Source organism: Saccharothrix coeruleofusca (assembly GCF_014648515.1).
Classification (GTDB): domain Bacteria; phylum Actinomycetota; class Actinomycetes; order Mycobacteriales; family Pseudonocardiaceae; genus Actinosynnema; species Actinosynnema coeruleofuscum.
Genome location: NZ_BMRG01000010.1, coordinates 33,434 through 56,562 on the forward strand (window position 1 = coordinate 33,434; position 23,129 = coordinate 56,562).

Annotated in this window: 23 protein-coding genes; 21 read left to right on the plus strand and 2 right to left on the minus strand. The window is 73.1% G+C overall.

The annotated features are described in order from the left end of the window. The 14 genes from IEZ00_RS22805 to IEZ00_RS22870 form a co-directional block, all read left to right on the plus strand. The coding region (locus tag IEZ00_RS22805; protein ID WP_189225357.1) for an ACT domain-containing protein at positions 1–263 on the plus strand (263 nt) is incomplete at its 5' end. 18 nt (positions 264–281) lie between these two features. Then, on the plus strand, positions 282–1,070 hold the full coding sequence (locus IEZ00_RS22810) for a 2-amino-3,7-dideoxy-D-threo-hept-6-ulosonate synthase (protein WP_189225358.1): 789 nt from the start codon (positions 282–284) through the stop codon (positions 1,068–1,070). 86 nt (positions 1,071–1,156) lie between these two features. Next, positions 1,157–2,056, plus strand: a complete 900-nt coding sequence (locus tag IEZ00_RS22815; protein ID WP_189225359.1) for a family 3 encapsulin nanocompartment shell protein — start codon at positions 1,157–1,159, stop codon at positions 2,054–2,056. Further along, positions 2,056–2,979, plus strand: a complete 924-nt coding sequence (locus tag IEZ00_RS22820) for a sulfotransferase (protein ID WP_189225360.1) — start codon at positions 2,056–2,058, stop codon at positions 2,977–2,979. The genes IEZ00_RS22815 and IEZ00_RS22820 overlap by 1 nt, the downstream gene beginning before the upstream one ends. Beyond that, positions 2,979–3,737 carry an SDR family oxidoreductase gene (locus IEZ00_RS22825; RefSeq protein WP_189225361.1) on the plus strand — a complete coding sequence of 253 codons (759 nt, stop codon included), beginning with the start codon at positions 2,979–2,981 and terminating at the stop codon, positions 3,735–3,737. The genes IEZ00_RS22820 and IEZ00_RS22825 overlap by 1 nt, the downstream gene beginning before the upstream one ends. A 35-nt stretch (positions 3,738–3,772) precedes the next feature. Beyond that, complete coding sequence (locus IEZ00_RS22830) at positions 3,773–5,440, plus strand: AMP-binding protein (protein WP_189225362.1); 1,668 nt, start codon at positions 3,773–3,775, stop codon at positions 5,438–5,440. An 11-nt stretch (positions 5,441–5,451) separates the two neighbouring features. Then, complete coding sequence (locus IEZ00_RS22835) at positions 5,452–6,597, plus strand: acyl-CoA dehydrogenase family protein (RefSeq protein WP_189225363.1); 1,146 nt, start codon at positions 5,452–5,454, stop codon at positions 6,595–6,597. Between the two features lie 44 nt (positions 6,598–6,641). Continuing rightward, positions 6,642–7,190, plus strand: a complete 549-nt coding sequence (gene cysC, locus IEZ00_RS22840; RefSeq protein ID WP_189225364.1) for an adenylyl-sulfate kinase — start codon at positions 6,642–6,644, stop codon at positions 7,188–7,190. Next, positions 7,187–8,101, plus strand: coding sequence for a sulfate adenylyltransferase subunit CysD (gene cysD / locus IEZ00_RS22845; protein WP_189225365.1), 915 nt, complete (start codon positions 7,187–7,189; stop codon positions 8,099–8,101). Before cysC ends, cysD begins: the two co-directional genes overlap by 4 nt. Beyond that, positions 8,101–9,390, plus strand: coding sequence for a sulfate adenylyltransferase subunit 1 (locus IEZ00_RS22850; protein ID WP_189225366.1), 1,290 nt, complete (start codon positions 8,101–8,103; stop codon positions 9,388–9,390). Before cysD ends, IEZ00_RS22850 begins: the two co-directional genes overlap by 1 nt. Beyond that, positions 9,383–10,771 (plus strand): FAD/NAD(P)-binding protein, encoded by a 1,389-nt coding sequence (locus tag IEZ00_RS22855; protein WP_189225367.1) that lies wholly within the window; start codon positions 9,383–9,385, stop codon positions 10,769–10,771. The genes IEZ00_RS22850 and IEZ00_RS22855 overlap by 8 nt, the downstream gene beginning before the upstream one ends. Beyond that, positions 10,768–12,348: an aldehyde dehydrogenase family protein gene (locus tag IEZ00_RS22860; protein ID WP_209616634.1), complete on the plus strand. Its 1,581-nt coding sequence runs from the start codon at positions 10,768–10,770 to the stop codon at positions 12,346–12,348. Before IEZ00_RS22855 ends, IEZ00_RS22860 begins: the two co-directional genes overlap by 4 nt. Then, positions 12,345–12,815 carry a type II toxin-antitoxin system RatA family toxin gene (locus IEZ00_RS22865; RefSeq protein ID WP_189225368.1) on the plus strand — a complete coding sequence of 157 codons (471 nt, stop codon included), beginning with the start codon at positions 12,345–12,347 and terminating at the stop codon, positions 12,813–12,815. The genes IEZ00_RS22860 and IEZ00_RS22865 overlap by 4 nt, the downstream gene beginning before the upstream one ends. Positions 12,816–12,971: 156 nt before the next feature. Further along, a complete protein-coding gene (locus tag IEZ00_RS22870; RefSeq protein ID WP_229796001.1) occupies positions 12,972–13,910 on the plus strand; it encodes an alpha/beta fold hydrolase in 939 nt (312 codons plus the stop codon). Positions 13,911–14,241: 331 nt separating this feature from the next. Here IEZ00_RS22870 and IEZ00_RS22875 read toward each other — a convergent pair whose 3' ends face one another. Together IEZ00_RS22875 and IEZ00_RS22880 are read right to left on the minus strand one after the other, a co-directional pair. Beyond that, a complete protein-coding gene (locus IEZ00_RS22875) occupies positions 14,242–15,114 on the minus strand; it encodes an oxidoreductase (protein WP_189225369.1) in 873 nt (290 codons plus the stop codon). 365 nt (positions 15,115–15,479) lie between these two features. After that, the gene (locus tag IEZ00_RS22880) at positions 15,480–16,076 is read right to left on the minus strand and encodes a TetR/AcrR family transcriptional regulator (protein WP_189225370.1); all 597 of its coding nucleotides are present in this window, start codon (positions 16,074–16,076) and stop codon (positions 15,480–15,482) included. Between the two features lie 352 nt (positions 16,077–16,428). On the opposite strand from IEZ00_RS22880, the gene IEZ00_RS22885 reads away from it, so the two are divergent. The 7 genes from IEZ00_RS22885 to IEZ00_RS22915 all read left to right on the plus strand — a co-directional run. Then, complete coding sequence (locus IEZ00_RS22885) at positions 16,429–17,454, plus strand: DMT family transporter (protein ID WP_189225371.1); 1,026 nt, start codon at positions 16,429–16,431, stop codon at positions 17,452–17,454. A 347-nt stretch (positions 17,455–17,801) separates the two neighbouring features. Continuing rightward, complete coding sequence (locus IEZ00_RS22890) at positions 17,802–18,194, plus strand: ester cyclase (RefSeq protein WP_189225372.1); 393 nt, start codon at positions 17,802–17,804, stop codon at positions 18,192–18,194. 339 nt (positions 18,195–18,533) lie between these two features. Then, the gene (locus tag IEZ00_RS22895; RefSeq protein ID WP_189225373.1) at positions 18,534–19,034 is read left to right on the plus strand and encodes a hypothetical protein; all 501 of its coding nucleotides are present in this window, start codon (positions 18,534–18,536) and stop codon (positions 19,032–19,034) included. A gap of 102 nt (positions 19,035–19,136) precedes the next feature. Next, positions 19,137–19,796: an RraA family protein gene (locus tag IEZ00_RS22900; RefSeq protein WP_209616653.1), complete on the plus strand. Its 660-nt coding sequence runs from the start codon at positions 19,137–19,139 to the stop codon at positions 19,794–19,796. Beyond that, positions 19,793–20,926, plus strand: a complete 1,134-nt coding sequence (locus IEZ00_RS22905) for a pyridoxal phosphate-dependent aminotransferase (protein WP_189225374.1) — start codon at positions 19,793–19,795, stop codon at positions 20,924–20,926. The genes IEZ00_RS22900 and IEZ00_RS22905 overlap by 4 nt, the downstream gene beginning before the upstream one ends. Before the next feature lie 141 nt (positions 20,927–21,067). Next, positions 21,068–21,646: a TetR/AcrR family transcriptional regulator gene (locus IEZ00_RS22910; protein WP_229796002.1), complete on the plus strand. Its 579-nt coding sequence runs from the start codon at positions 21,068–21,070 to the stop codon at positions 21,644–21,646. A 328-nt stretch (positions 21,647–21,974) separates the two neighbouring features. Next, positions 21,975–23,129, plus strand: a 1,155-nt coding sequence (locus IEZ00_RS22915; protein WP_229796003.1) for a DUF3500 domain-containing protein, incomplete at its 3' end; no start/stop codon positions are given.

A 23,129-nucleotide genomic window follows, 5' to 3' on the forward strand; every position in this document is an offset into this window, starting at 1 on the left:
ACTGCGCGGTGACCGAGCGCCGCGACATCGGCCGGGTCTCCGCCGTGGGCACCGGGCTGCTGAGCAGGCCCGGTCTCACCGCGCTCGCGCTGAGCGCGCTGTCCGAGGCGGGCATCGCGGCCGACTGCGTGCTGTGCAGCCAGACCAGGAGCAGCTTCCTGGTGCCGCGCGACCGCGTCCACGACGCGGTGCGGGTGCTGCACGAGCGCTTCTGCCTCGACCGCTCGGACACCGACGCGGCCGCGTCCGCGGTCCCGGCATGACAAGAGAGGAGTCCAACCGTGAGCCAGCCCCAGTCCTTCGGCGCGCGCCTGCGCCTGGACCGGATCAACCGCAGCGGGGACGGGAAGCTGATGATCGTCCCGCTGGACCACTCCGTGGCCGATGGACCGGTCACGCCCGACGACTCGCTGGACGAGCTGGTCGGTGAGCTGGCGGGTGCCCGCGTGGACGCGGTGGTGCTGCACAAGGGCACCGTCCGGCACATCGACCCGAAGCGGTTCGTCACCACGTCGCTGATCGTGCACCTGAGCGCCAGCACCTCCCACGCACCCGACCCGGACGCCAAGTACCTGGTCACCAGCGTCGAGGCCGCGCTGCGGCTGGGTGCGGACGCGGTGAGCGTGCACGTGAACATGGGATCGCGGCAGGAGGCGGCGCAGATCGCCGATCTGGCGCGCACCGCGGAGGAGACCGACCGCTGGGGCGTGCCGCTGCTGGCCATGATGTACGTGCGGGGCCCGCGGATCAGCGATTCCACCGACCCCGAGCTGGTGACGCACTCGGCCACCCTGGCCGCCGACCTGGGCGCCGACATCGTCAAGGTCAGCTACCCCGGCTCGGCGAACGCGATGGCGGAGGTCGTGCGGGCCTGCCCCATCCCCGTCGTGGTCGCGGGCGGACCACCGGTGGCGGACAAGAAGGTCCTGCTCAACCGGGTCGCCTCGGCGGTGCGCGCGGGCGCGGCGGGCGTGGCGATGGGCCGCAACATCTTCCAGCACCCCAAACCCGGCAGGTTGGCCCGAGAGGTCGGCGACGTCGTGCACGGCCGCATGGCGCTCGCCGCCTGACCGGGCGCCCGACCCCCTGACCACTCCCGCGACACCCCTGGAGAACCACACCGCCCGCCCGGCGGGGGCAGGCGAGGAAGGCAGTGATGACAACCCAGACCAGCTCCCCGATCACGCAGACCCGGCAGTTGTTGGCCGACCCGGCGATGACCGAGAGCACCCCCGGCTCCGAGTTCGCGCAGGCCGCCGCGCTCGGCGGGAGCGACGACGTCACCGTGACGTTCCGGGCCTACCTGCCGACGGCGTTCCCCCTGTTCGCGGAACGACCCCGGTACACCGTGCGCCAGCTGATGAAGATGGCCACCGTCCGCGACGGCGACGCCTCCTACATACACGAGCCGCGCCCGCGCGCCAACCGGCGCGAGCTGTCCGGCACCACCTTCGACACCACGCCGGAAGCCCAGTTCCAGCTCGAACTGGCCGAGGCGAGGCTGACCGACATCGGCGTGTCGCTGCCGGTGCCGCCCGGCCTGCTCGACCAGCCGCGACTGCTGGCGTCGTTCATCGACTACCGGCTGCTGGTGCGGTTCGGCACCACCGAGAACCAGGTCCTGCTGCGCGGCAGCGAGGACGGCACCGTGCCCGGCCTGCTGGAGCTGCCGGACCTGCGGCGGGTCACCACCGAACGCGACCCGTCCGAGCTGCTCACCAGCGCGGCCGCGCTGGTGGAGGAGACCGGCGGCTCGTGCGACGGCATCGTGGCCCACACCGCGGTGTACTGGCGGGCGGTGGAGACCGGGCTGCTGGGCAGGCTCGCCGAAGCGGGCGTGCGGATCGCCCGGACCCGGATGATCCCGAAGAACCAGGTGCTGCTGGGGGACTTCCGCGCGGCGACCACGTTCCTCGACCCCGGCGTGGCCGCGCTGAAGCTGCGACGCGGGGCCGCGCCCGACGGGAGCGACCTGCTGGAGGCCAGCAGTCGCATGGGCCTGGCCGTGCACCTGCCGCAGCACTTCGTCCTGCTGGAGCAGGAGGGGGCGGGCTGATGCGCGTGCTCTACATCACCGGCATGATGCGCTGCGGCAGCACCATGATCGGCAACGTGCTCGGTGAGGCCGCGCGCACGCTGCACGTGGGCGAGCTGCACTTCCTGTGGCGCAACGGCGTGCTGCGCAGCGGGACCAACTCCAGCTGCGGCTGCGGCGAGACCGTCACCCGGTGTCCACTGTGGTCGGCCGTGCTGACCACCGGTGTCGCCGCGGACCCGCACGCCGCCGCGGCCGTGGAGGCCGTGCAGTCGGCCCGGCTGCGCGCGCGGCACACACCCGCCCGGCTGGCCGAATCCCTGGGCCTGCGCCGCACCCCGCCGGACGTCGAGTGGTTGACCGGCGTGACCGCGGACCTGTACCGGGCGGTGGCCGCCGCCTCGGGGGCCGACGTGCTGGTGGACGGCTCGAAGTTCCCCGCCGAGGCGGCGGCCCTGCTCGGTCGCGACGGCACCGACCTCGACGTGCGGGTGCTGCACGTGGTGCGCGACGCCCGCGCCACGACGTTCTCCTACCGCAAGGACAAGAGCTACGTCACGCGCATGAGCGCCCACCGCAGCACCGGGTACTGGGCCGCGGTCAACGCCGCCTCCGACCTGCTCGCCCTGGCCGGGCGCGACCGCTACCTGCGGGTGCGGCACGAGGACTTCTCCGCCCGCCCCCGCGAGGTCGTGCAGCGGATCATGGCGTTCGCGGGCATCCAGGGGGCCAACCCGGTCGCCGAGGACGGCACCGTCGAACTGGGCGTCAACCACACCGTCACCGGCAACCCCGACCGGTTCCACCGCGGCCGGGTGCCCATCCGCTCCGACGGCCGGTGGCGGACCGAGCTGGACTGGAAGCCCAAGGCGCTGACCACGGCCGCGGCGGGGCCCCAACTGCTGCGCTACGGCTACCGCGTCCGCGCCGGGAGGGGGAGCTGATGGACCTGGGACTGGACGGCAGGGTGGCCATGGTCGCCTGCGCCAGCAGCGGGCTCGGCCTGGGTGTGGCCAAGGCGCTGGCCGCCGAGGGCGCCGACGTCTCGATCTGCGCCCGCGACGCGGAGCGGCTCGCCCAGGCGTGCGGCAAGCTGGAGGCCATCGGCGGCGGCCGGGTGCGCGGCCAGGTCGCCGACGTGGCCGACACCGCCGCGGTGCGGCGCTGGGTGGCCGACACGGCGGCCGAGTTCGGCGGCGTCGACATCGTGGTCGGCCACACCGGCGGTGTCGTGCAGGGCCCGGTCGAGGACTTCGGGCCCGACGACTACCGCCAGGCGGTGGACACCGCGCTGATCCCGCACGTCGCCCTGGTCACCGCCGCGACGCCGCACCTCAAGCGCGGCGGGTGGGGCCGGGTGCTGCTGATCACCTCCGAGTCGGTGCGCCAACCGATGCCGCACAACGTGCTCTCCGGTGTCGCCCGCATGGGCGTGCTGGGGTACGCGCGCAACCTCGTGCACTCCTTCGGTGACAGCGGCGTGACCGTGAACGTGCTGGCGCCCGGCTACCACGACACCCCCGCGCTGCGCGGACCGTCCGGTGAGGACACCGCCGCGGCCGCCGCCGAGGTGCCCGTCCGCAAGGTCGGCGACCCGGACGACTTCGGCGCGCTGGTCGCGTTCCTGGCCGCGAAGCAGGCCGGGTTCGTCACCGGGGCGCTGCTGCTGGTCGACGGCGGCAACACCCGAGCCGCGGTCTGACCACGAGTACCGAGACGACCCACGGGAGAACCACCATGCTGGAACAACCACCGGTGCACGACCACGCCGGGAAGTACCTGGCGCAGGGGTGGTGGCGAGCCGACGAGACGCTGGTCGACGACCTGCGCCGGGCCGCTCGCGAACACCCGGACCGCACAGCGGTCGTGGTGTGGCACACCGACGGCAGGCCGAAGGAATCCCTCACCTACGCCGAGCTGGAGCGGCGGGTCGAGCGCATCGCCGCAGGCCTCGCGGGCCTGGGCGTCGCGCGCGGCGACGTCGTGACCCTCCAGCTGCCCAACTCCTGGCAGCTGCTGGCCACCTCGCTGGCCTGCTTCCGGATCGGGGCGGTCGCCGGACCCGTGCTGCCCATCATGCGCAAGCGCGAGCTGTCGTTCATGACCGGGCTGACCGGCAGCTCCGTCTACATCGGACCGGCGCGGCACCGCGGCTTCTCGCACGCGCAGCTCAGCGCGGAGGTGGCGGACGAGGTCCCCACCATCCGGCACCGCGTCCTGGTCGGCTTGGCCGAGGAGTCCGAGGACACCCCCGGCCTGGCGGGCGCGCTGGACTTCGACACCGCGCTGCTGGGCGAGCCCGGCGCCGAGGGCGCCGTGTTCGGCGACACCGGGGGGCGCGAGGCGCGCCCGGACGACCTGGCCTACGTGATGTTCACCTCGGGCACCACCGGCGAGCCCAAAGGCGTGATGCACAGCCACAACACGCTGCACGCCACCAACCGGATGCAGATCGACGCGCTGCACCTGACCGGTGACGAGGTCACCGCGATGGGCTCGCCCACCACGCACAACGCGGGGTGGACGTGGAACTTCACCATGCCGCTGCTGCTGGGCGCGACCTGCGTGCACATCGACAACTGGGACGCCGACCTGATGCTGCGCGTGCTGGAGGAGGAGAAGGTCACCTTCTTCATGGGCGCCCCGCCGTTCCTTGTCGACCTCATCGACCGGCAGCGCGCGCAGCGCCGCGACCTGTCCCACCTGGCGGTCTTCGCCACCGGCAGCGCGCCGATCCCGCCGGTGCTCGTCGAGCAGGCCCGCGACGTGCTGGGCTGCAGGCTGTACGCGCTGTGGGGCATGACCGAGAACGGCGCGCCCACCATCACCCGGCCCGAGGACCCGGAGATGCGGGCCGCGGAGAGCGACGGCTCGCCCGTGCCCGGCATGGAGGTCCGCATCGTCGGGCAGGACGGCGGGCCGGTGCCGCCGGGCGGGACCGGCAGGCTCCAGGTGCGCGGCGCGACCCAGTGCCTCGGCTACTTCCGGCGGCCCGAGGTCTACGCCGACAACGTCACCGACGACGGCTGGTTCGACACCGGCGACCTGGCCCGCGACGACGGCCACGGCGGCATCCGCATCGCGGGCCGCGAGAAGGACGTCATCTCGCGCGGCGGCGAGAAGGTGCCCGTCGTCGAGGTCGAGGCGGCGTTGTTGCGCCACCCGAGGATCAAGGACGTCGCGGTCGTCGGCTACCCCGACGACCGGCTGGGCGAGCGGGCGTGCGCGGTGGTCGTGCCGCAGGGCGAGCCGCCGAGGCTGCCCGACCTGCGCGAGCACCTCGACGCGCTGGGCATGGCCAAGCAGTACTGGCCGGAGCGGGTCGAGCACGCCACCGAGCTGCCCAAGACGCCCAGCGGCAAGGTCCAGAAGTTCAAGCTGCGCGAGCAGCTGGTGCACGGCTGAGGAGGTGGGACGTGGACTTCGGGTTCACCGACGAGCAGCGGGCGCTGGCGCGCAAGGTGCGCGACTTCGCCGAGGAGCGCATCGCGCCGGGCGCGGCCCGCAACGACCGGGAAGGCACGTTCCCGCCCGGTTTCTTCACCGAGCTGGGGCGCGCGGGCCTGACCGGTCTCGGCATCCCGGAGCGGCACGGCGGCCGCGGCCTGGGCGCGGTCGAGGTCGGCATCGCCGTGGAGGAGCTGGCCAAGGCCGAGGTGACCGCCTGCTACCCGGTGCTCAACGCGGCGCTCATCGGCGGCATCATCGACCGCAACGGCACCGAGGAGCAGAAGGCGGCCTGGCTGCCCGCCGTGGCCGCGGGCGAGGCCGTGGTGGCACTGGTGCTGACCGAGCCGGAGCACGGCACCGACGCGGCCGCCATCGAGCTGCGCGCCGAGCGCGACGGCGACGGCTGGGCGCTCACCGGCACCAAGACCTCGATCATGCTGGGTGCCCACGCCACCCACGGCCTGGTCTTCGCCCGCACCGGAGAGGGCGGGGCGCGCGGGGTCACCGCGTTCTACGTGCCGCTGGAGCGCGAGGGCGTGCGCCGCGAGCGGTTGCCCGACCTCGGCGCACGCGCGGGCGGGCGCGCCACCATCGTGTTCGACCGCTGCGCCGTGCGCGCGGACGAGGTCGTCGGCGAGGTGGGGGAGGGGTTCGTCGGCGTCATGCGCGGCTTCGACCACTCGCGCGCCCTCATCGCCGTGATGGCCGCGGCGTCCGCACAGGCCGCGCTCGACGAGGCGATGGCCTTCGCCCGCGAGCGCACCGCCTTCGGGCAGCCCATCGGCAGGCACCAGGGCGTGGCCTTCCCCCTGGTCGAGCACGCCACCAGGGTGCGGGCGGCGCGCCTGCTCGCCTACGAGGCGCTGTGGCGCAAGGACGCGGGCCTGGACCACCGGGTCGAGGCGAACATGGCCAAGTGGTGGGCGCCGCGGGTGGGCGTGGAGGCCACCCACCAGGCGCTGCTGACCTTCGGCCACCGCGGCTGGCACGACGAGCACCCGATCAGCCGTCGCATGCGCGACGCCATCGGGCCCGAGATCGCCGACGGCACCGAGAACGCCACCAAGCTCGTGGTGGCCCGACAACTGCTGGGCCGCGAGCACGCGCCGTAGACGGGCCGGAGCGGCTACCGACAGGACGAGGAGGAGGAAGACCTGTGACCACCACGCTGTGGTTGACCGGGCTGCCCAGCTCCGGCAAGTCGACGCTGGGCCGGGAGCTGGTCGCCCGCTACCAGGGGCAGCGGGCCGTGCAGCACCTGGACGGCGACGCGATCCGCCGGGAGTTCTTCCCGGAGCTGGGGTTCGCCAAGGAGGACCGGATCGAGAACGTCCGGCGCATCGGCAGGCTGGCCGCGATGCTGGCCGCCCAGGACGTGCTCGTGGTCGTCTCCGTCATCGCGCCCTTCCGCAGCGCCCGCGCCGAGGTGCGCGAGCTGCACGAGAGGGCGGGCCTGACGTTCGTCGAGGTGCACGTGCACGCGCCCGTGGAGGTGTGCGCGGAGCGCGACGTCAAGGGCCTGTACGCCAAGGCCGAGCGCGGCGAGGTGCCCGGCATGACCGGGGTGAGCGACGTCTACGAGGCGCCGACCACCCCCGAGGTGCGCGTGGACACCTCGGAGTACGGCGTCGACCAGTGCCTGGAGCTGATCGACCGCGCGCTGCGGCGCGCCGAGCAGGACAGCCGGGCGGTGGTGCTGCGATGAGCGCGCCGACGACGGAACGCGCCGCCACCGGCGTGGCGGTCCTGGAGGCCGAGGCCATCCACATCCTGCGGGAGGTGGCGGGGGAGTTCGACCGCCCCGCGCTGCTGTTCTCCGGCGGCAAGGACTCCACCGTGCTGGTGCACCTGGCCGTGCGCGCCTTCGCGCCGGTGCCGCCGCCGTTCACGCTGCTGCACGTCGACACCGGGCACAACTTCCCGGAGGTGCTGCGGTTCCGCGACGAGCTGGTCGAGCGGTACGGCCTGCGGCTGCACGTGGCCGAGGTGCAGGACTGGATCGACCGCGGCGCGGTGCGGGAGCGCCCCGACGGGCTGCGCAACCCGCTGCAGACCGTGCCGCTGCTGGACAGCATCTCCGAGCAGCGCTACGACGCCGTGATCGGCGGCGGTCGGCGCGACGAGGAACGCTCGCGCGCCAAGGAGCGGGTGTTCAGCGTCCGCGACGCCTTCGGCCGGTGGGATCCTCGCCGCCAGCGCGTGGAGCTGTGGAACCTGTACAACGGCGCGCACAAGCCGGATGAGCACGTCCGCGTGTTCCCGATCTCCAACTGGACCGAGCTGGACGTCTGGCGGTACGTGGCCGAGCGCGGCATCGAGCTGCCCTCGCTGTACTTCGCGCACCGCAGGCAGGTCTACCAGCGCGACGGCATGTGGCTCACGCCCGGCCCGTGGGGCGGGCCGGACGACGACGGCGAGCTCGTCGAGAAGGTCGTCCGGTACCGCACGGTCGGCGACGGCTCGTGCACCGGCGCGGTCGAGTCCGACGCGGCCACCGTCGAGGACATCATCGACGAGATCAGGACCAGCAGGCTCACCGAGCGCGGCGCCAGCCGGGCCGACGACCGCATCTCCGAGGCGGCCATGGAGGACCGCAAGCGGGAGGGGTACTTCTGATGGCATCAGACTTGTTGCGGCTGGTGACCGCGGGCAGCGTGGACGACGGCAAGTCCACTCTGGTCGGCAGGCTGCTCTACGACACGAAGTCCGTGCTCAGCGACCAGCTGGACGCGGTGCTGCGCAGCAGCGCCGAGCGAGGGCTGGCCGATCCCGATCTGTCACTGCTGGTCGACGGCCTGCGCGCGGAGCGGGAGCAGGGCATCACCATCGACGTGGCCTACCGGTACTTCGCCACGTCGCGGCGCACCTTCGTGCTCGCCGACACCCCCGGTCACGTCCAGTACCTGTGCAACACCGTCACCGGCGCCTCCACCGCGGACCACGCGGTGCTGCTGACCGACGCCCGCAAGGGCGTGCTGCCGCAGACCCGCAGGCACCTGGCGGTCATGGCGATGCTCGGCGTGCCCGGCATCACCCTGGCGGTGAACAAGCTGGACCTCGTCGACTTCGACCGCGGCACCTTCGAGTCCACCCGCGACGAGTTCGTCGCGCACGCGACCTCGCTGGGCTACCGCGAGGAACAGGTCACCGCGGTGCCGCTGTCCGCCCTGGCGGGCGACAACGTGGTGGCCGCGTCCGACCGCACCCCCTGGTACGACGGGCCGACGCTGCTGGAGCACCTGGAGACGGTCGTGCCCGACCGGCGCGGCTGCGACGTCGGGTTCCGGATGCCGGTGCAGTACGTGCTGCGCGACGGCGCCACCGACTACCGCGGCTACGCCGGTCAGGTCGTGGCGGGCGAGGTGAGTCCCGGCGACCCCGTGGTGGTGCTGCCCGACGGCGCCACCACCACCGTGGTCGAGGTGGGCACGCCCGACGGCCCGGTGGACCGCGCCCGCGAGGGCGAGCCGGTGACCCTGGTGCTGGCCGACGAGGTCGACATCACCAGGGGCGACCTGATCGCCTCCGCCGACCGCAGGCCGCGGGTCGACGACGAGCTCGACGCGACGGTGTGCTGGCTGGCGGACGAGCCGCTGCGGCCCGGCGCGCGGGTGCTGCTCAAGCACGGCACGCGCACGACGACGTGCCGGGTGCTGGACCTGCCCACCCGGTTCGACGAGCAGGAGCTGGCGCTGGAGGACGGCCCGCAGGAGCTGTCGCTCAACGAGATCGGGCGGGTGCGCCTCCAGGTCGCCGACCCGCTGCCCGCGGACGACTACGCCGACTGCGTCGCCACCGGCGCGTTCCTGCTCATCGAGCCGAACGACGGCAACACGCTGGCGGCGGGCCTGCTGGGCGACGCGCTGTCGGTGATGGCGTCGGGCGGCGGGGCGCGGGATGACTGAGCGGGACGGGGACCTGCTGCGGGTGGCCGTCGTCGGCGCGGGCGCGAGCGGCACGCTGGCGGCGGTCCACCTGCTGCGGGCCGCCGCGGACCGGGGCAGGCCGCTGCGGCTGGTCCTGGTCGACCGCAGCGGCGAGTTCGGCCCCGGCCGGGCCTACCGCACCGCCGACCCCGAACACCTGCTCAACACCCCGGCGGGGCGGATGAGCGCGTTCGCCGACGACCCGGACCACTTCGTGCGCTGGAACCTGGGGCGGGGCCGGGACGTCGACGGCGCGGCCTTCCTGCCGCGCGGCGACTACGGCCGCTACCTGACCGAGGCGCTGCTCGCCGAGGAGCGCCGGGCCGGCGGCGTCGCGGTGGTCGAGCGGGTCGCGGCCACCGCGACCGGGCTGTCGGCCGACGGCGCCCGAGTGGTCGTCGAGCAGGCGGAGCGGGCCCCGCTGCGCGCGGATCTCGTCGTACTGGCGACCGGTGTGGGCGGCGGCGACCCGCTCGCGGGACTGCTGCCCACCGGGGCGCCCCGCTACGTGGCCGACCCGTGGGACGGCGCCGCGGCGATCACCGACGACTCGCCGGTGCTGGTGCTGGGCACCGGTCTGTCCATGATGGACCTGGCGATCTCGGTGACCCGCGCCCATCCCCGCGCCGAGGTGCACGCGGTGTCCCGGCACGGCCTGCTGCCCCGGCCGCACCGCACCGGGGGCGCGTCGGTGGCGCCGCCGCGCGGACCGCACCCGCCCGAGCGCGTCGGCTCGCTGCGCGACCTGCTGGCCTTCGCGCGCCGCGGCGTGGCCGAGGACCCCGACCGGTGGCGGGAGTTCGTCGACCGGCTGCGGCCCCACGCACCGCGCCTGTGGCAGCAGCTCGACATCCCCGAGCGGCGGCGCTTCCTGGACCGCGTCAACCGGTACTGGGACGTCCACCGCCACCGGGCCGCGCCCGCCACGCACCGGCGGGTGCGGGCGCTGATGGGCGCCGGGCGGCTGCGCGTGCACCGCGGCCGGGTGGCGGGCCTGCGCCCGGTGCCGGACGGCTTCGAGGCCGATCTGGTCACACGGGCGGGCCGCCGGTCGCTGCGCGTCGGCTGGGTGGTCAACGCGACCGGGTTCAGCGGCGAGGTCACCGACCGCCCGGACCCGCTGCTGCGGCGGCTGCTCGACGACGGCACCGCCCGGCCCGACCCCCTGGGTCTGGGCCTGACCACCGGGCCCGACGGGCGCGTGCTGGACCGGCGGGGCGCGCCGCGGCCGGTGTTCGTGCTCGGCGCGCTGCGCCGGGGCGAGCTGTTCGAGAGCACCGCGGTGCCGGAGATCCGCGCCCAGGCCGCGGCCGTGGCCGCGACCGCGATGGCGATTCCCGGAAGAGAGGTGACGACATGAGCACGCGTGAACCCGTGATGCACCCCGCGTACATCGGCGGCAAGGACGTCGAGCACCCCGAGGGGAAGTACGTCCACACGGTCGCCGCGCGGGCCGTGCTGGAGGACACCTTCCCCGCCATGGCGCTCAAGCGGGACCTGGACGCCGGCCTGGTCGACGCCCGCTCGGCCGGACCCGCGGTGGTCGGCGGCTGCGCGCTGGCCGACGAGGACATGGCCAGGTACGCGCTGGAGTCGGCGGCGCGGGCCGCCCCCGAGTGGGCCCGCGTGCCGCTGCACGAGCGCATCGCCGTCGGCGTGCGCATCGGCGAGCGGCTCCGCGAGCGGCGCGACGACATCGTCGACCTGCTGGTGGCCGAGGGGCAGCCGCGCGACCTGGCCGGGCCCACCCTGGACGAGTACTGGTACGCCGACTACAGCCGGGAGACGCTGCACTGGTGCGCCTCGCAGATGGGGTGGACCCACCACCGGGGCAGCGGGCGGGCCGTGGTCCGGCGGGTGCCCGACGGGGTGGTGTGCGTGAACCCGCCGCAGAACGCGTCCACGCCCAACGCGCTGTTCGGCGTGTCGGCGCTGCTGGCGGGCAACGCCGTGGTGGTGCGCGCGCCGCGCGGCGTGCCGCTGGCCACCACGCACGCGCTGCGCGAGGTCGTCGTGCCGGTGCTGGAGGAGGCGGGCGCGCCGCCGGGCGTGCTCAACGTCCTGTGTGGACCGCCGATGACCCGGCTGTGGCTGGAGAGCCCGCACGTCGACGACATCGTCTACGTCGGCGGCAGCGCCAAGGGCCTGGAGTTCGAGCGCGCCGCGGTGGCGGCGGGCAAGAAGCCGGTGCTGGAGCTGGCGGGAAACGACTGCGTCGTGGTGTGGCGGGACGCCGATCTCGACGGCGCGGTGCGGGCCATCGCGGAGAACTTCCGCCAGTCCGGGCAGATCTGCAACATCCCCAACCACGTGGTGGCGCACCCGGCGATCGCCGACGAGCTGCTGGACCGCCTGGTGGCCGAGGCCGCCGAGGTCCGGCCCGGCTACCCCGACGAGCCCGGTGTGGTGCTCACGCCCGTGCTGATGGCGGGGGCGCACTTCGCCAACATCGCCGACGCGGTGGGCCGGGGCGCGAAGCTGCTGCACGGCGGTCGCCGCCTGGAGGTGGACGGCTCGCCGTCGGACACCGGCCTGTTCGTCGAGCCGACCGTGCTGCGCGTCGACGGCCTGGCCGGGGCGCGGGACGTGCCCGCCGTGCGGGAGGAGACGTTCTCCCCGCTGGTGCCGGTGGTGGTGCCGGAGCAGGACGACGACGAGGCGCTGTTCGACGACGTCCTGCGGTTCGTCGGCGAGAACGCCTACGGGCTGCGCACCTCGTTCTGGGTGCGCGACGAGCGGCTGGTGCACCGGATCGTCTGCGAGGTGACCCACGGCGGCGTGGTCAACGTCAACGACTCGCACTCGGCGTTCCGGCCGTTCCTGCCCACCCACGGCGGCACCGGCCTGACCGGTGGCGCGTTCGGCGAGGCGAACTACCTGATGCTCAGGACCACCCGGCTGCAGGGCGTCAACATCGTGCGAGGAGGATCGTGGTGACCAGCGAGCACACCGTTGTCCTGACGACCCCGGCGCCCGCGGGCGAGGTGTTCGCCGCGCTGCGGCGGCAGGAGCGGTTCCCCGAGGTCTCCGCCGACATCCTGGCGGTCACGGCCGAGGGGGACGACCGCTACCGCTACGAGTTGCGCTTCCGCGGCGGGGTGGCGCGCTGGGTGCAGCGCGTCGAGGTCGACGACGCCGCGCGGGTGCTGCGCTTCGAGCAGGTCGAGGGGGACTTCGCGGCCCTCGGCGGTGCCTGGGAGGTCACCCCGACCGGTGACGGCAGCGAGGTGGCCTACCGGGTGTCGTTCCGCACCAGCATCCCGCACCTGGCCGGGGCGATCGACCCGATGATCGCCAGGGTGCTGCTGCGCGCGGCGGTGGCCGTGGTGACCGGCCTCGTCGATCGGGCCCAGGTCGTCGACGACGCCGCGGCGCTGCGCGACGAACTGTCCGCACTGGGGTGAGGCCCGCCGGGTGAGGGAGCGGCCACCGGGTGTGGCCGCTGCTGCCGGGGACCGCGCGCCCGTCACCGTCGGGTCGTCCGGTGACATGGTCGACGCGGGCCCCGGCAGCTCGGCCGGCCGCGGTGCCAGGGCGGCGGAATTCACCTTTTCGTGGCAGTGAGCGGCTTGTTTGACGTCCTCGCCACCGCGCAACCCGGTGGTGTGACTCGTGAGCAGGGACCCACCACCGTCAGCCACCGGACCGTCGACGTCGACGGCATCGAGACCTTCTACCGCGAGGCGGGCCCCGAGGACGCGCCGGTCGTGCTCCTCCCGCACGGCTACCCCTCGTCCTCGTTCCAGTTCCGCAACCTGATGCCCGCCCTGGGCGACCGGTGGCGGTGCGTCGCCCCGGACTACCCCGGCTTCGGCTACAGCGCCACGCCCGCCCCGGACCGGTTCTCCTACACCTTCGCGGGCTACGCCGACTTCCTGTGCCGGTTCACCGAGGTGCTGGGCCTGACGCGGTACGCGATCTACCTGCACGACTACGGCGCCCAGTTCGGGCTCAGGTTGGCGATGCGCGCGCCCGAGCGGGTCACCGCCCTGATCATCCAGAACGGCGACATCTACGAGGACCAGCACGGCCCGAAGTACAAGCCGCTCAAGGACTACTGGGCCGACCCCACCGAGGAGGGGCGCGCCGAACTGGCCGCCGCGGTGAGCGAGGAGGGCTTCCGCGACGAGTTCGTCGGCGAGATCCCGGAGCACCTGGCCGACCGGGTGAGCCCCGACCTGTGGCGGCTGTCCTGGTCGCTGATGAACCGGCCGGACCGCCGGGAGAACCTGGTCAACCTCATCGCCGACCAGGCCCGCACCCTCGACTGGTTCGCCGAGGAGCAGGCCTACCTGCGCGAGCACCGGCCGCCCGCGCTCATCGTCTGGGGCCCGCACGACGGCTACATGCCGGAGGGCGCGGCCCGCGCCTACCTGCGCGACCTGCCCGACGCCGAATTGCACCTGGTCGACGGCGGGCACTGGGCGCTGGAGACCAACCTGGACGAGGTGGTGAGCCTGGTGCGCGACTTCCTGGGCCGCGTGCTGCCCACGCGGTGATCCGGTCGCCCTGGCGTCCGCCAGGACCGACCGATGACTCCCCCGCGACGCGGGTTCGGCTGTCGTCCCTCGGGAGTGGCGGCCAGGGCCGAACCGGTGCGGCCGCCGCGACGAGCAGCTTCGCCGTCGCCAGGGCCAGTCCGGAAGTCGCGTCGGTGATCACCGCGACCTTGCCGTCGAGCTTCGCCGTGCCACTCACCGAGTGAAATGAGGGTGCTCTCATCTGGTTCGTCGACCATGGCGAGGATGAGGGCACCCTCAAAGTCGAGGCGTGTCACATCCCGGTGTCGTGTCCCCGTGCTCGCGGGCGAGGACCCGTTGCCCGCTCGCCTCAGGCGGCCGGCATGGGGAACTCGACGCGGGTGAGGCGTTCGGAGACTTCCCACAGCTTGCGCGCGATCTCGTCGTCGAGTGCTTCGCCGGACAGTTCCTCGAGGGCGGCCGGGCCGCGCACCCCGAACCGGCTGGGCCCGCAGAAGCCCGCACCGGGAACGTCGCCGACGGTGGCCAGCAGCACCGGCCGCGCTCCGCCTTCGGCGGTCTGGGCCAGCAGCCGCGTCGCCAGCGCGAGGGTGCGGTCGAGCAGGCGCTTGCCGGTGGTCATGGTGAACCCGGTCGCCGCCCAGCCGGGATGCGCCGCCGTGGCCAGCACCGGGGAGCCCGCCTCGTCGAGGCGGCGCTGCAGTTCTCGGGTGAACAGCAGGTTGGCCAGCTTCGTCTGGCCGTAGGCGCCGAACGGCCGGTAGGGCCGCCGCTGCCACTGCAGGTCCTCGAAGTCGATGTGCGCGTTGCGGTAGTTGGTGGAGGACACGGTGATCACCCGCCTGGTGACCCGGCCCAGCAGCAGGTTCGTCAGCGCGAAGTGCCCGAGGTGGTTGGTGCCGAACTGGCTCTCGAAACCGTCGGCGGTGTGCCGCAGGGTGCTGGTCATCGAGCCCGCGTTGTTGATCAGGTAGTCGACGGGCGCGTCCACCGTGTCCGCGAACTCGCGCACCGAGGCCAGGGAACCGAGGTCCAGCGGGCGCGACTCGGCCAGACCGCCCATCTCCGCGGCGGCCGCACGGCCCCTGTTCTGGTCGCGCACGGCGAGGATGACCCGCGCGCCCTTCGCGGCCAGCGCCATCGCGGTGGCCTTGCCGATGCCGCTGCTGCCGCCGGTGATGATCGCGGTCCGGCCGGTTTGATCGGGGATGTGCGTGGTCATGGCGTGATGGGCTCTTTCCGTGGACGTGTTGCGCGGTGGCGGCACCGGTGGTTCCGGACAACCGCCCCTGTCGGACGGTTCGGTGAACGGGGTGTCCACACCGCGGAGGTCGCCGGGACGCCGCGATGGAGGACAGCGGTCACACCGGTATGACAGCAACGGGTCGGCCAGCGCGTCCAAGACCTGTTTCGCACGTCGTCATGCTGGAAGTGCATAACGAGGCGTTGCGGGACCCGATCCGGCGGTTTTGGAGCTCGCGCGCGGTTCCGCGGAGGAGCGGGGCGCGGTTCTCGCGGACGCGGCCCGGCGGGCCAGGCGAAGGTGACGCGCCGATCGGCGGCAGGCCCCGCTGATCGGCGCCGGTGTCAGCCGCGGACGGCGGCGATCATCTGGTCGTACAGGGCGAACGGGTCCGCCTTGCCCCCCTGGCGAACCCACAGCTCCGACGCGGCGTCAACGCACGCGAACACCGCGGCGATGACGCCCACGGCGCGCGGATCGGGTGTCGGACCCGGCTCGATGCCCATCCGGGCCTCGATCACGGGCACCAGCGCGGCCTGCCACTTCAGCCGCTTCTCGTGGTACCTCGACCGCAGCGGAGGGTTGTCGAAGATCAGCGTGGTGATCTCCAGCACCTGCCGCGAGGTGTGCTCGGCCGACGCGATGGCGGCGAACCCGGCGCGCAGCGCGTCCCACGGCGACATCCCGGCGGGCTGGGCCTCGACGGTGCTGACCAGCAGTTGCCCCAGGCCGTCCTGGTCGCCGCAGACCAGGTCCTCCTTGGTGCCGAAGTAGCGGAAGAGCGAGCGCTGCGACACACCCGCCTGCTTGGCGATCTGCCCGACGGTCACGGCTTCGTAGCCGTGCTCGGTGAACAGCGCCAGCGCGGTGTCGACGATTTCCGCGACAACGGCCTGTCGTGACCGGTCCCACAGCGTGGTCGGCTGGCGCGGTGTGTCCATTGCTCTCAATCGCGGTTCACGGCGGTGGTGGCGACCCTGTCCGGCTCGTCCGGGGCGAGTACATGATGTCCCGCTCGACGGTTGAAGTCGAACGCGCGGGGGAGTCGCGACTCGGCTGCGGCGGTGGCGAGTGCGGTGGTCACGACTTCCTCCGCGGTCCGCACGCGGGAACCGCCTGCGGCCCAGGACCCCACGAGCATGTCGCCGATCTCCGCGTCGCCGGCGTTGTTGCCGATGTCGCGGACCGCGATCCCGGATTCGGTGACGCGGTGTGCGGCGAGCGGTACGGTCGCCCTGTTCCTGCACGCGGCCGTGCGGCCGCGTTTCGGCCGGTTGGGGCCCGGGGGAGTGGATGTCTGGCAAAGGTTGGTCGCTGTTCGCCGTCATGTCCGTGCTCTGGGGGGTGCCGTACCTGTTCATCCGCGTGGCGGTGCACGAGGTCGACCCCGTGTTCGTCACCTTCGCCCGCGTCGGCATCGCGGCGCTGGTGCTGCTGCCCGTGGCGCTGCACAGGGCAGTGATGTCGCGGCTGCGCGGCCGCTGGGCGGCGATCACCGTGCTGGCGCTGGTGCAGATCGTCGGACCGTTCACCCTGATCGGCATCGCCGAACAGCACGTCTCCTCGTCGCTGGCCAGCCTGCTGATCGCGGCGGACCCGCTGCTGGTCGCCGTGTTCGCGATCTGGCTGGACCGCTCGGAGCGGGTGACGGGCGGCCGGATGGTCGGTCTGCTGGTGGGGCTCGTCGGCGTGCTGCTGCTGCTCGGCTTCGACGTCGGCGGTGACGCGCGGGTGCTGTTCGGCGCGGCGCTGGTGGTGCTCGCGGCGGCGGGCTACGCGGCCGGGGCGCTGATGCTGAAGCGACCGACGTACGCGTCGCTGCCGAGCCTGGGCGTGGTCACCGCCGAGTGCGCGATCGCGACGGTCGTCATCGCGCCGTTCGCGGCGTTCCGGGTTCCCTCGCACGTTCCCTCGCTGGAAGTCGTGGGCAGCCTGGTCGGGTTGGGCGTGCTGTGCACGGCCCTGGCCTGGCTGGCGTTCTTCGCCCTCATCACCGAGGTCGGCGCCAGCCGGGGCACGGTGTTCACCTACGTCAACCCGGCGGTTGCCGTGGTGCTGGGCGTGGTGCTGCTGGACGAGCCGGTGACCGCGTGGACCGCGGCCGGGTTCCTGCTGATCGTGCTGGGGTCCTGGCTGTCGACGGGCGGCAGGCCGCCGACGGCGCTGCTGGGTGGGCTGACCGGTCGGCGGCGGGGCGAGCGGCGGATTCCGCCGGCGGCGGCCGCGGACTTCCTGGGGGTGCCCGCGACCGGTCCGTCGGCGGGGACCTTCTTGCCGCCTCGGTGGATGGCGGCCCCGATCCGGCGGATCACCACGTAGTTGTCGGAGGTATCCGCCCGCACCGGGTCCCCGGTGCGGTAGCAGTCGTCGGGGACAACGAAGACCAGGTCCCGCCGCGGTGGTGCTCGGCGACGTCACGGGCACTGGTCAGCTCGGCGGTTCCCGCTCCCTCGTAGCCGAGCCGACAGAGGGTCGGCATCGCCTTGTTCAGCGCCACGTCGGCGTCGAGCCCACGCGGTCTGCCGATCCGTGGTGTCGCCACCGCGTCATCGCACTTTGGCACCGATCGGTGCAGAAGTGCTAGCATCAAGTTCAGTACCGATCGGTGCATAAGTGGCCTCGAGTGCGCCCTGCCGACCGGTGGCGAGACAGGAGAGGGCGATCCCGTGACCGACAACGACCTGCGTGACTGGTACATGCGGTACATAGAGGCGCTGAACGCCCACGACTTCGGCGGCATGGACGAGTTCATCGACGACGAAGTCCTGCTCGGCGGCGTGCCGGGAACCCGTGACGACGTCGTCAACACCTTGAAGGGGATCGTCGACGCCGTTCCCGACATCCGCTGGGAGGTCGACGAGCTGCTGTTCGACCGCGACGGGATCGCCGTCCGCGCGATCAACACCGGTACTCCCGCCAAGGAGTGGCTCGGCGTTCCGCCGTCCGGCGCGTCGTTCGAGATCGTCGAGTACGCCATCTACAAGGTCGCGGACGGCCGCTTCGTGCAGATGACGAACTTGCACGACTCCGCCGAGATGCGGCGGCAACTCACGACCTGAGCGCGGGGGTTCCACCTCTGCCGCGCGTTGGGGCAGGGCGTGGACGGCATTCACGTCGCGATCACGGGGCGCGAATGCCGGTCCGTCCAATGGGGACCGCAGGTGAAGTGGCGATGGCGGCGGGGAACGACCGCCAGGGTCGCCGCTTCTTCCTGTTCGCGGATCGCGCGGTGGACGTCCTGGTTGGGCTGCTTCCCGGTCGACGAGTGCGACCGGGACTGTGGCCGCGAACACAGTGTGCCCTGTCCCTATTAAATGATAGCGTCTTCTCATATAAGAGCTTGTTGGGACTCTAAGGGTGGGCGCGGACGCGCTCGCCCGGCTCGGGAGGGGACGATCGTGCTGTCCGATACTCATCCGAACGCCTTGTGGCTGGCCCAGTTGTACCGGGGCGGCGCGGCCATCACCGCCGATCCGACCCTCAGCGAGGACGAGCGGCTCCGGCGGCAGCGGGAGCACATCGGTGAGGTGATGCAGCGGATGTCCCCCGACCTGGTGATCCACACCGGCGGCGTGCGGCTGGCGGCGACCGGGGGGAGGGACTTCCTGGACCGCTACGTGAAGCGGCGGGCGAGCCTCGCCGACGCCAACGTCGAGCCCGTCGAGTTCGACCAGATCCTCGCCGACGACCACTACGGCATCGTCCACGGGACCTTCCGCACGTCGCGCGGTGACTGGACCTGGACTCGGGTCGGCATGGGCGCGTGGCGCTTCAAGGACGGCGTGGCCGTCGAGCACTGGGAGCTCTCCGACGGGCCGACGTGGGACGAGTTCTTCCTCGCGGGCGACCCGACGCCGTTCACGGGATCGGCGGAGGAGTTCTGGACCCGCGGCGTCTGACCGCGCGGTCGGTTCCGCTCCGCGCTCCTTGTGGCCGGAGGTCGGGAGAGTTATGGTCGCCTTGTTTGAGAGAGACGTATCATTTAATGATAGGGTATTGATATGTATATTGCCGCGGCGACCGACCGCGTGTCCATCGCCCCAGGTTGGTCTCGCGCGGCAGCGGCGGAGATCCACCGCTTGGGCGAGGTGCCCGCGGCCAACGTCGGTGACGCGCTGCAGCGGATGACCGTGGTGGACGGCGGCATCCGGCTGTTCACCGGGCACGCCGCGCTGCTGGGGAACGCGCTGACGGTGGACGTGCGGTCGGGTGACAACCTGGCCGTCCACCGGGCGCTCGACGAAGCCCGACCGGGCGATGTTCTGGTGGTCAACGGGCACGGCGACATCACCCGCGCGCTGATCGGCGACCTCATCGGCGAGATCATGGTCAACAACGGCGTCGTCGGCGCTGTGGTCGACGGCGCGGTCCGCGACGTCCGGGCGCTGTCCGCGATGGGCCTGGCCGTCTACGCGCGAGCGGTCACCCCCGCCGGGCCTTTCAAGGACGGACCCGGCGCCATCGGTGTCCCGGTGGCGGTCGGCGGCGTGGTGGTGGCGGCCGGTGACGTGGTCGTCGGTGATGCCGACGGCGTCGTCGTCGTTCCGAGGCACCGGGTGCGGGAGGTCGTCGACGCGGTCGACGGGATCGGCGAGATGGAGGAGGCGCTGCGGCGGCGCATCCTCGCGGCCCGCCCCGACCGCCCGGTGGTGACCGGATGACCGCCGCACCGCGGATCGAGCAGTTGCGCCGCTTCTCGCGGCGCCCGGCCCTGACCCCGGCTCCGCCGGGCGCGGTCTCCCTCGCCATGGGCGAGCCGGACTTCCCGACGCCGCCACCGGTGGTCGAGGCCGCGGCGGCCGCGTTGCGCGCGGGGCACACCCACTACGCGGACCAGAAGGGGCTGCCGGAACTGCGCGCCGCGCTCGCCTCCCGGTTGCCCTCGCACCCCGGTCGGACGTGGAGCGCGGACGACGTCGTCGTCACCCACGGCGCCACCGGTGCGCTGGCGGCGGTCGTGCTCGCGATGGTCGGCCCCGGCGACCGCGTGGTCATCCCGGAGCCCGCCTACTCGCTGTACGCCGACCTGGTCGTCCTCGCCGGGGGCACCGTGGATTTCGTCCCGCTCGCCCCGGACCTGCACTGGGACCTCGACGCGCTGGCCGCCGCGCTCCCCGGCGCCACCATGGTGATCTTCTCCAACCCCGCCAACCCCACCGGGATCGTGCACAGCGAGCAGGAGCTCAAGGCCCTCGGGGATCTCCTCGGCGGCTCCGACGTCCTGGTCGTCAGCGACGAGGCGTACCACCGGCTGGTCTACTCCGGACACGAGGCGACCCCCGCGCTGGCGGTCGACTCGCTGCGGAACCGGACGGTGTGCGTGCAGACGTTCTCCAAGACGTACGCGATGACCGGCTGGCGGGTGGGGTACCTGGCCGGACCGCGCGAGGTGGTGGACGCGGCGGCGCACATGCACCGGACCTTCAACGGCTCGGTGAACACGGCGGTCCAGCGCGCCGCCATCGCCGCTCTGGATCTGCCGGACGAGGTCGTGGACGTCATGGTCGACACCTACCGGTGGCGTCGGGAACTGGTGGTCGAGCGCCTGTCGGGCGTCCGGGGCCTGCACCTGGTCCCGCCGGAGGGCGCGTTCTACGGATTCCTCCGCTACGACGCCGCTCGCCCCTCCGAGGAGGTCGTCCGCGAGCTCGCCGAGCGGAAGGTGCTCGTCCGGGCGGGGGCGGAGTACGGGCCATCGGGCGAGGGGCACATCAGGATCTCGTTCGCGGCCTCGGAGGACGACCTGCGGATCGGGTTGGCCCGCATCGTGGACCACCTCGGCACCGCGTGATCCCGACGGGGCGGGACGCGCGCCGCGCGCGTCCGAGCGGTGGAACGCGCCGCGGCCGGAAGCGTTACCCTTTGCCCGCACTTCTACGAGCGGAGGAGGCCCGTGTCCGATCGGCAGGCCGCCCCACGTGGGGGGCGCAAGTTGCGCAGTGACACCCTCCGCAACCGCAGGCGCCTCCTCGAGGCCGTCGGCGAACTGGCCAGGGAAGCGCCCGACGAGCTCACCATGCAGGCGATCGCGGCCCGCGCGGAGATCGGTCCGGCCACCGCCTACCGCTACTACTCCTCGATGGAGGAAGTGCTCGCGGCCTACGTGCTCAGCGTCGTCGAGGAGCTCAAGGACTTCACCGCCAAGTCGACCGCGCAGGGGCGCCCGCTCTTCGACGCCGTCGTGGACAGGTGGGTGGACCTGCTCGCCGAGCACGGCCCGGCACTGGTGCAGCTCCGGTCCCGGCGGGGCTACCTGGAGCGGCTCCACGACGGCAACGAGATCATCGCCGCCATGCGCGACGCCTGGGGTCCGCCCGTGCGGGGGCTGCTCGCCGACATCGGGCTGCCCGAGGAGATGCTCGAGCACGCCCTGTTCCTCAACAACATGATCTTCGACCCGCGCGAGGTCCAGGACCTGCTGCGGGAGACGAGCCTGTCCCGCCGGGAGGTCATCACCCGGCTGACCGAGGCTTACTGCGGCGCGTTGCGCGGGTGGGCGCGGGCGGGCTGATCGCTCCGCGCGGGCGCGGTGCCGCGTCCGCTTCGCACGCGGCAGCGCCACCGGTGAGAAGGCGCGTGGCCGCCGGACAACGCCCCGTTTTCCGTCATCCACCGCACGTCGAACTCGGGATGCCCGACGGGCGGAGCCCGAGTTCGACGTGCGGCGACACCTTCCTCCGCCGCTGACGCGGTAGCCCCGCTCCTCCCGCGGGCAAGAGAATTTCGGGGAACACCCGGCCGTCCCGGAGCGGACTGGGGTTGTCGACGCCCCGACGCTATCTGATAATGTCGTCTCAAATCATACTTTTGTTACACATCGCATCAGTCAAGGAGTGGCGATGGCACTGCGGCAGGAGCGGCCCGAACCCGGTTCGCCACGCTCCACTCGCGACTCGGCGACGGCGGTCGACGCGCGCCGCGAGGTCGCGGACCGGATGGCGGAGGCGGCCGCGGCGTGGCTGGACGCCCTGGACGCGGACCAGCGCGAGGTGGGTGCGGGACCGGCGCCGGGTGTCGACGGCGAAGCCGAGGCCGAGCGCACCCGCTGGTACTACACGCCCACCGATCACGGCGGTCTGACCTTCCACCAGCAACGCCCCGCCCAGCAGCGCTTGGCGATGCGGCTGGTCGCGAGTGGACTGTCCGAAGCGGGTTACACGACCGTCGCCACCGTGCTCGGCCTGGAGAACGTGCTCGACCGCGTCGAGGGCTTCTCGGTGAACTGGGGCAGGGAGCGGACCCGCGATCCCGGCATGTACTACCTGCGCGTCTTCGGGCGGCCCGGCGGGGCCCTGCCGTGGGGGTGGCGCTTCGGCGGCCACCACGTCTCGATCAACAACCTCGTGGTGGACGGGCGGGTCGTCGCCACCACGCCGTGCTTCCTGGGCGCCGACCCGGCCGCCTCACCGCTGCTGGGCGGCGCGGCGCTGCGTCCACTGGGGACGGCCGAGGACCTGGCCAGGGAGCTGGTCCGCTCCCTGCGGCCCGAAGCGGCCCGCCGCGCGGTGCTGCTGTCCCGAGCCCCGAACGACGTCGTGGCGGGCAACAGCGCCAGGGTCGGCGACCGGGTGGTCAAGCGCGCCGAGCTCTGGCGCCCCGGCCCGCACCTGCCGGACCGCGCCGAGCACCCGGTCACCGGCCTCGACGGCGCCGACCAGCGGGCGCTGGCCCTCACCCCGGCCCCCAGGGGCGTGCCGGGCGCCGAGCTCGACGCCGCGCAGCGGGAGCTGCTGCGCGCCCTGCTGGGCACCTACCTCGGCCGCGTCCCGGACGGGGTGTCCCCGCTGTCGCGCTACGACGACCCGGCGGCGCTGGACGCCGTGCACCTCGCCTGGGCCGGGTCGACCAGTGCGGGCGAACCGCACTACTACCGCCTGCAGGGTCCCCGCCTGCTCATCGAGTGGACCAACGTCCACCGCGGTGCCAACCACGCCCACGCCGTGTGGAGGGACCCCGAGACCGACTTCGGCGGCGACGTCCTGGCCGCCCACCAC

Coding starts and splice junctions, on each gene's coding strand:
- IEZ00_RS22815 (WP_189225359.1), top strand. CDS start 1,157: ATGACAACCCAGACCAGCTCCCCGATCACGCAGACCCGGCAGTTGTTG.
- IEZ00_RS22820 (WP_189225360.1), top strand. CDS start 2,056: ATGCGCGTGCTCTACATCACCGGCATGATGCGCTGCGGCAGCACCATG.
- IEZ00_RS22825 (WP_189225361.1), top strand. CDS start 2,979: ATGGACCTGGGACTGGACGGCAGGGTGGCCATGGTCGCCTGCGCCAGC.
- IEZ00_RS22830 (WP_189225362.1), top strand. CDS start 3,773: ATGCTGGAACAACCACCGGTGCACGACCACGCCGGGAAGTACCTGGCG.
- cysD (WP_189225365.1), top strand. CDS start 7,187: ATGAGCGCGCCGACGACGGAACGCGCCGCCACCGGCGTGGCGGTCCTG.
- IEZ00_RS22850 (WP_189225366.1), top strand. CDS start 8,101: ATGGCATCAGACTTGTTGCGGCTGGTGACCGCGGGCAGCGTGGACGAC.
- IEZ00_RS22855 (WP_189225367.1), top strand. CDS start 9,383: ATGACTGAGCGGGACGGGGACCTGCTGCGGGTGGCCGTCGTCGGCGCG.
- IEZ00_RS22860 (WP_209616634.1), top strand. CDS start 10,768: ATGAGCACGCGTGAACCCGTGATGCACCCCGCGTACATCGGCGGCAAG.
- IEZ00_RS22875 (WP_189225369.1), bottom strand. CDS start 15,114: ATGACCACGCACATCCCCGATCAAACCGGCCGGACCGCGATCATCACC.
- IEZ00_RS22880 (WP_189225370.1), bottom strand. CDS start 16,076: ATGGACACACCGCGCCAGCCGACCACGCTGTGGGACCGGTCACGACAG.
- IEZ00_RS22885 (WP_189225371.1), top strand. CDS start 16,429: ATGTCTGGCAAAGGTTGGTCGCTGTTCGCCGTCATGTCCGTGCTCTGG.
- IEZ00_RS22900 (WP_209616653.1), top strand. CDS start 19,137: ATGTATATTGCCGCGGCGACCGACCGCGTGTCCATCGCCCCAGGTTGG.
- IEZ00_RS22905 (WP_189225374.1), top strand. CDS start 19,793: ATGACCGCCGCACCGCGGATCGAGCAGTTGCGCCGCTTCTCGCGGCGC.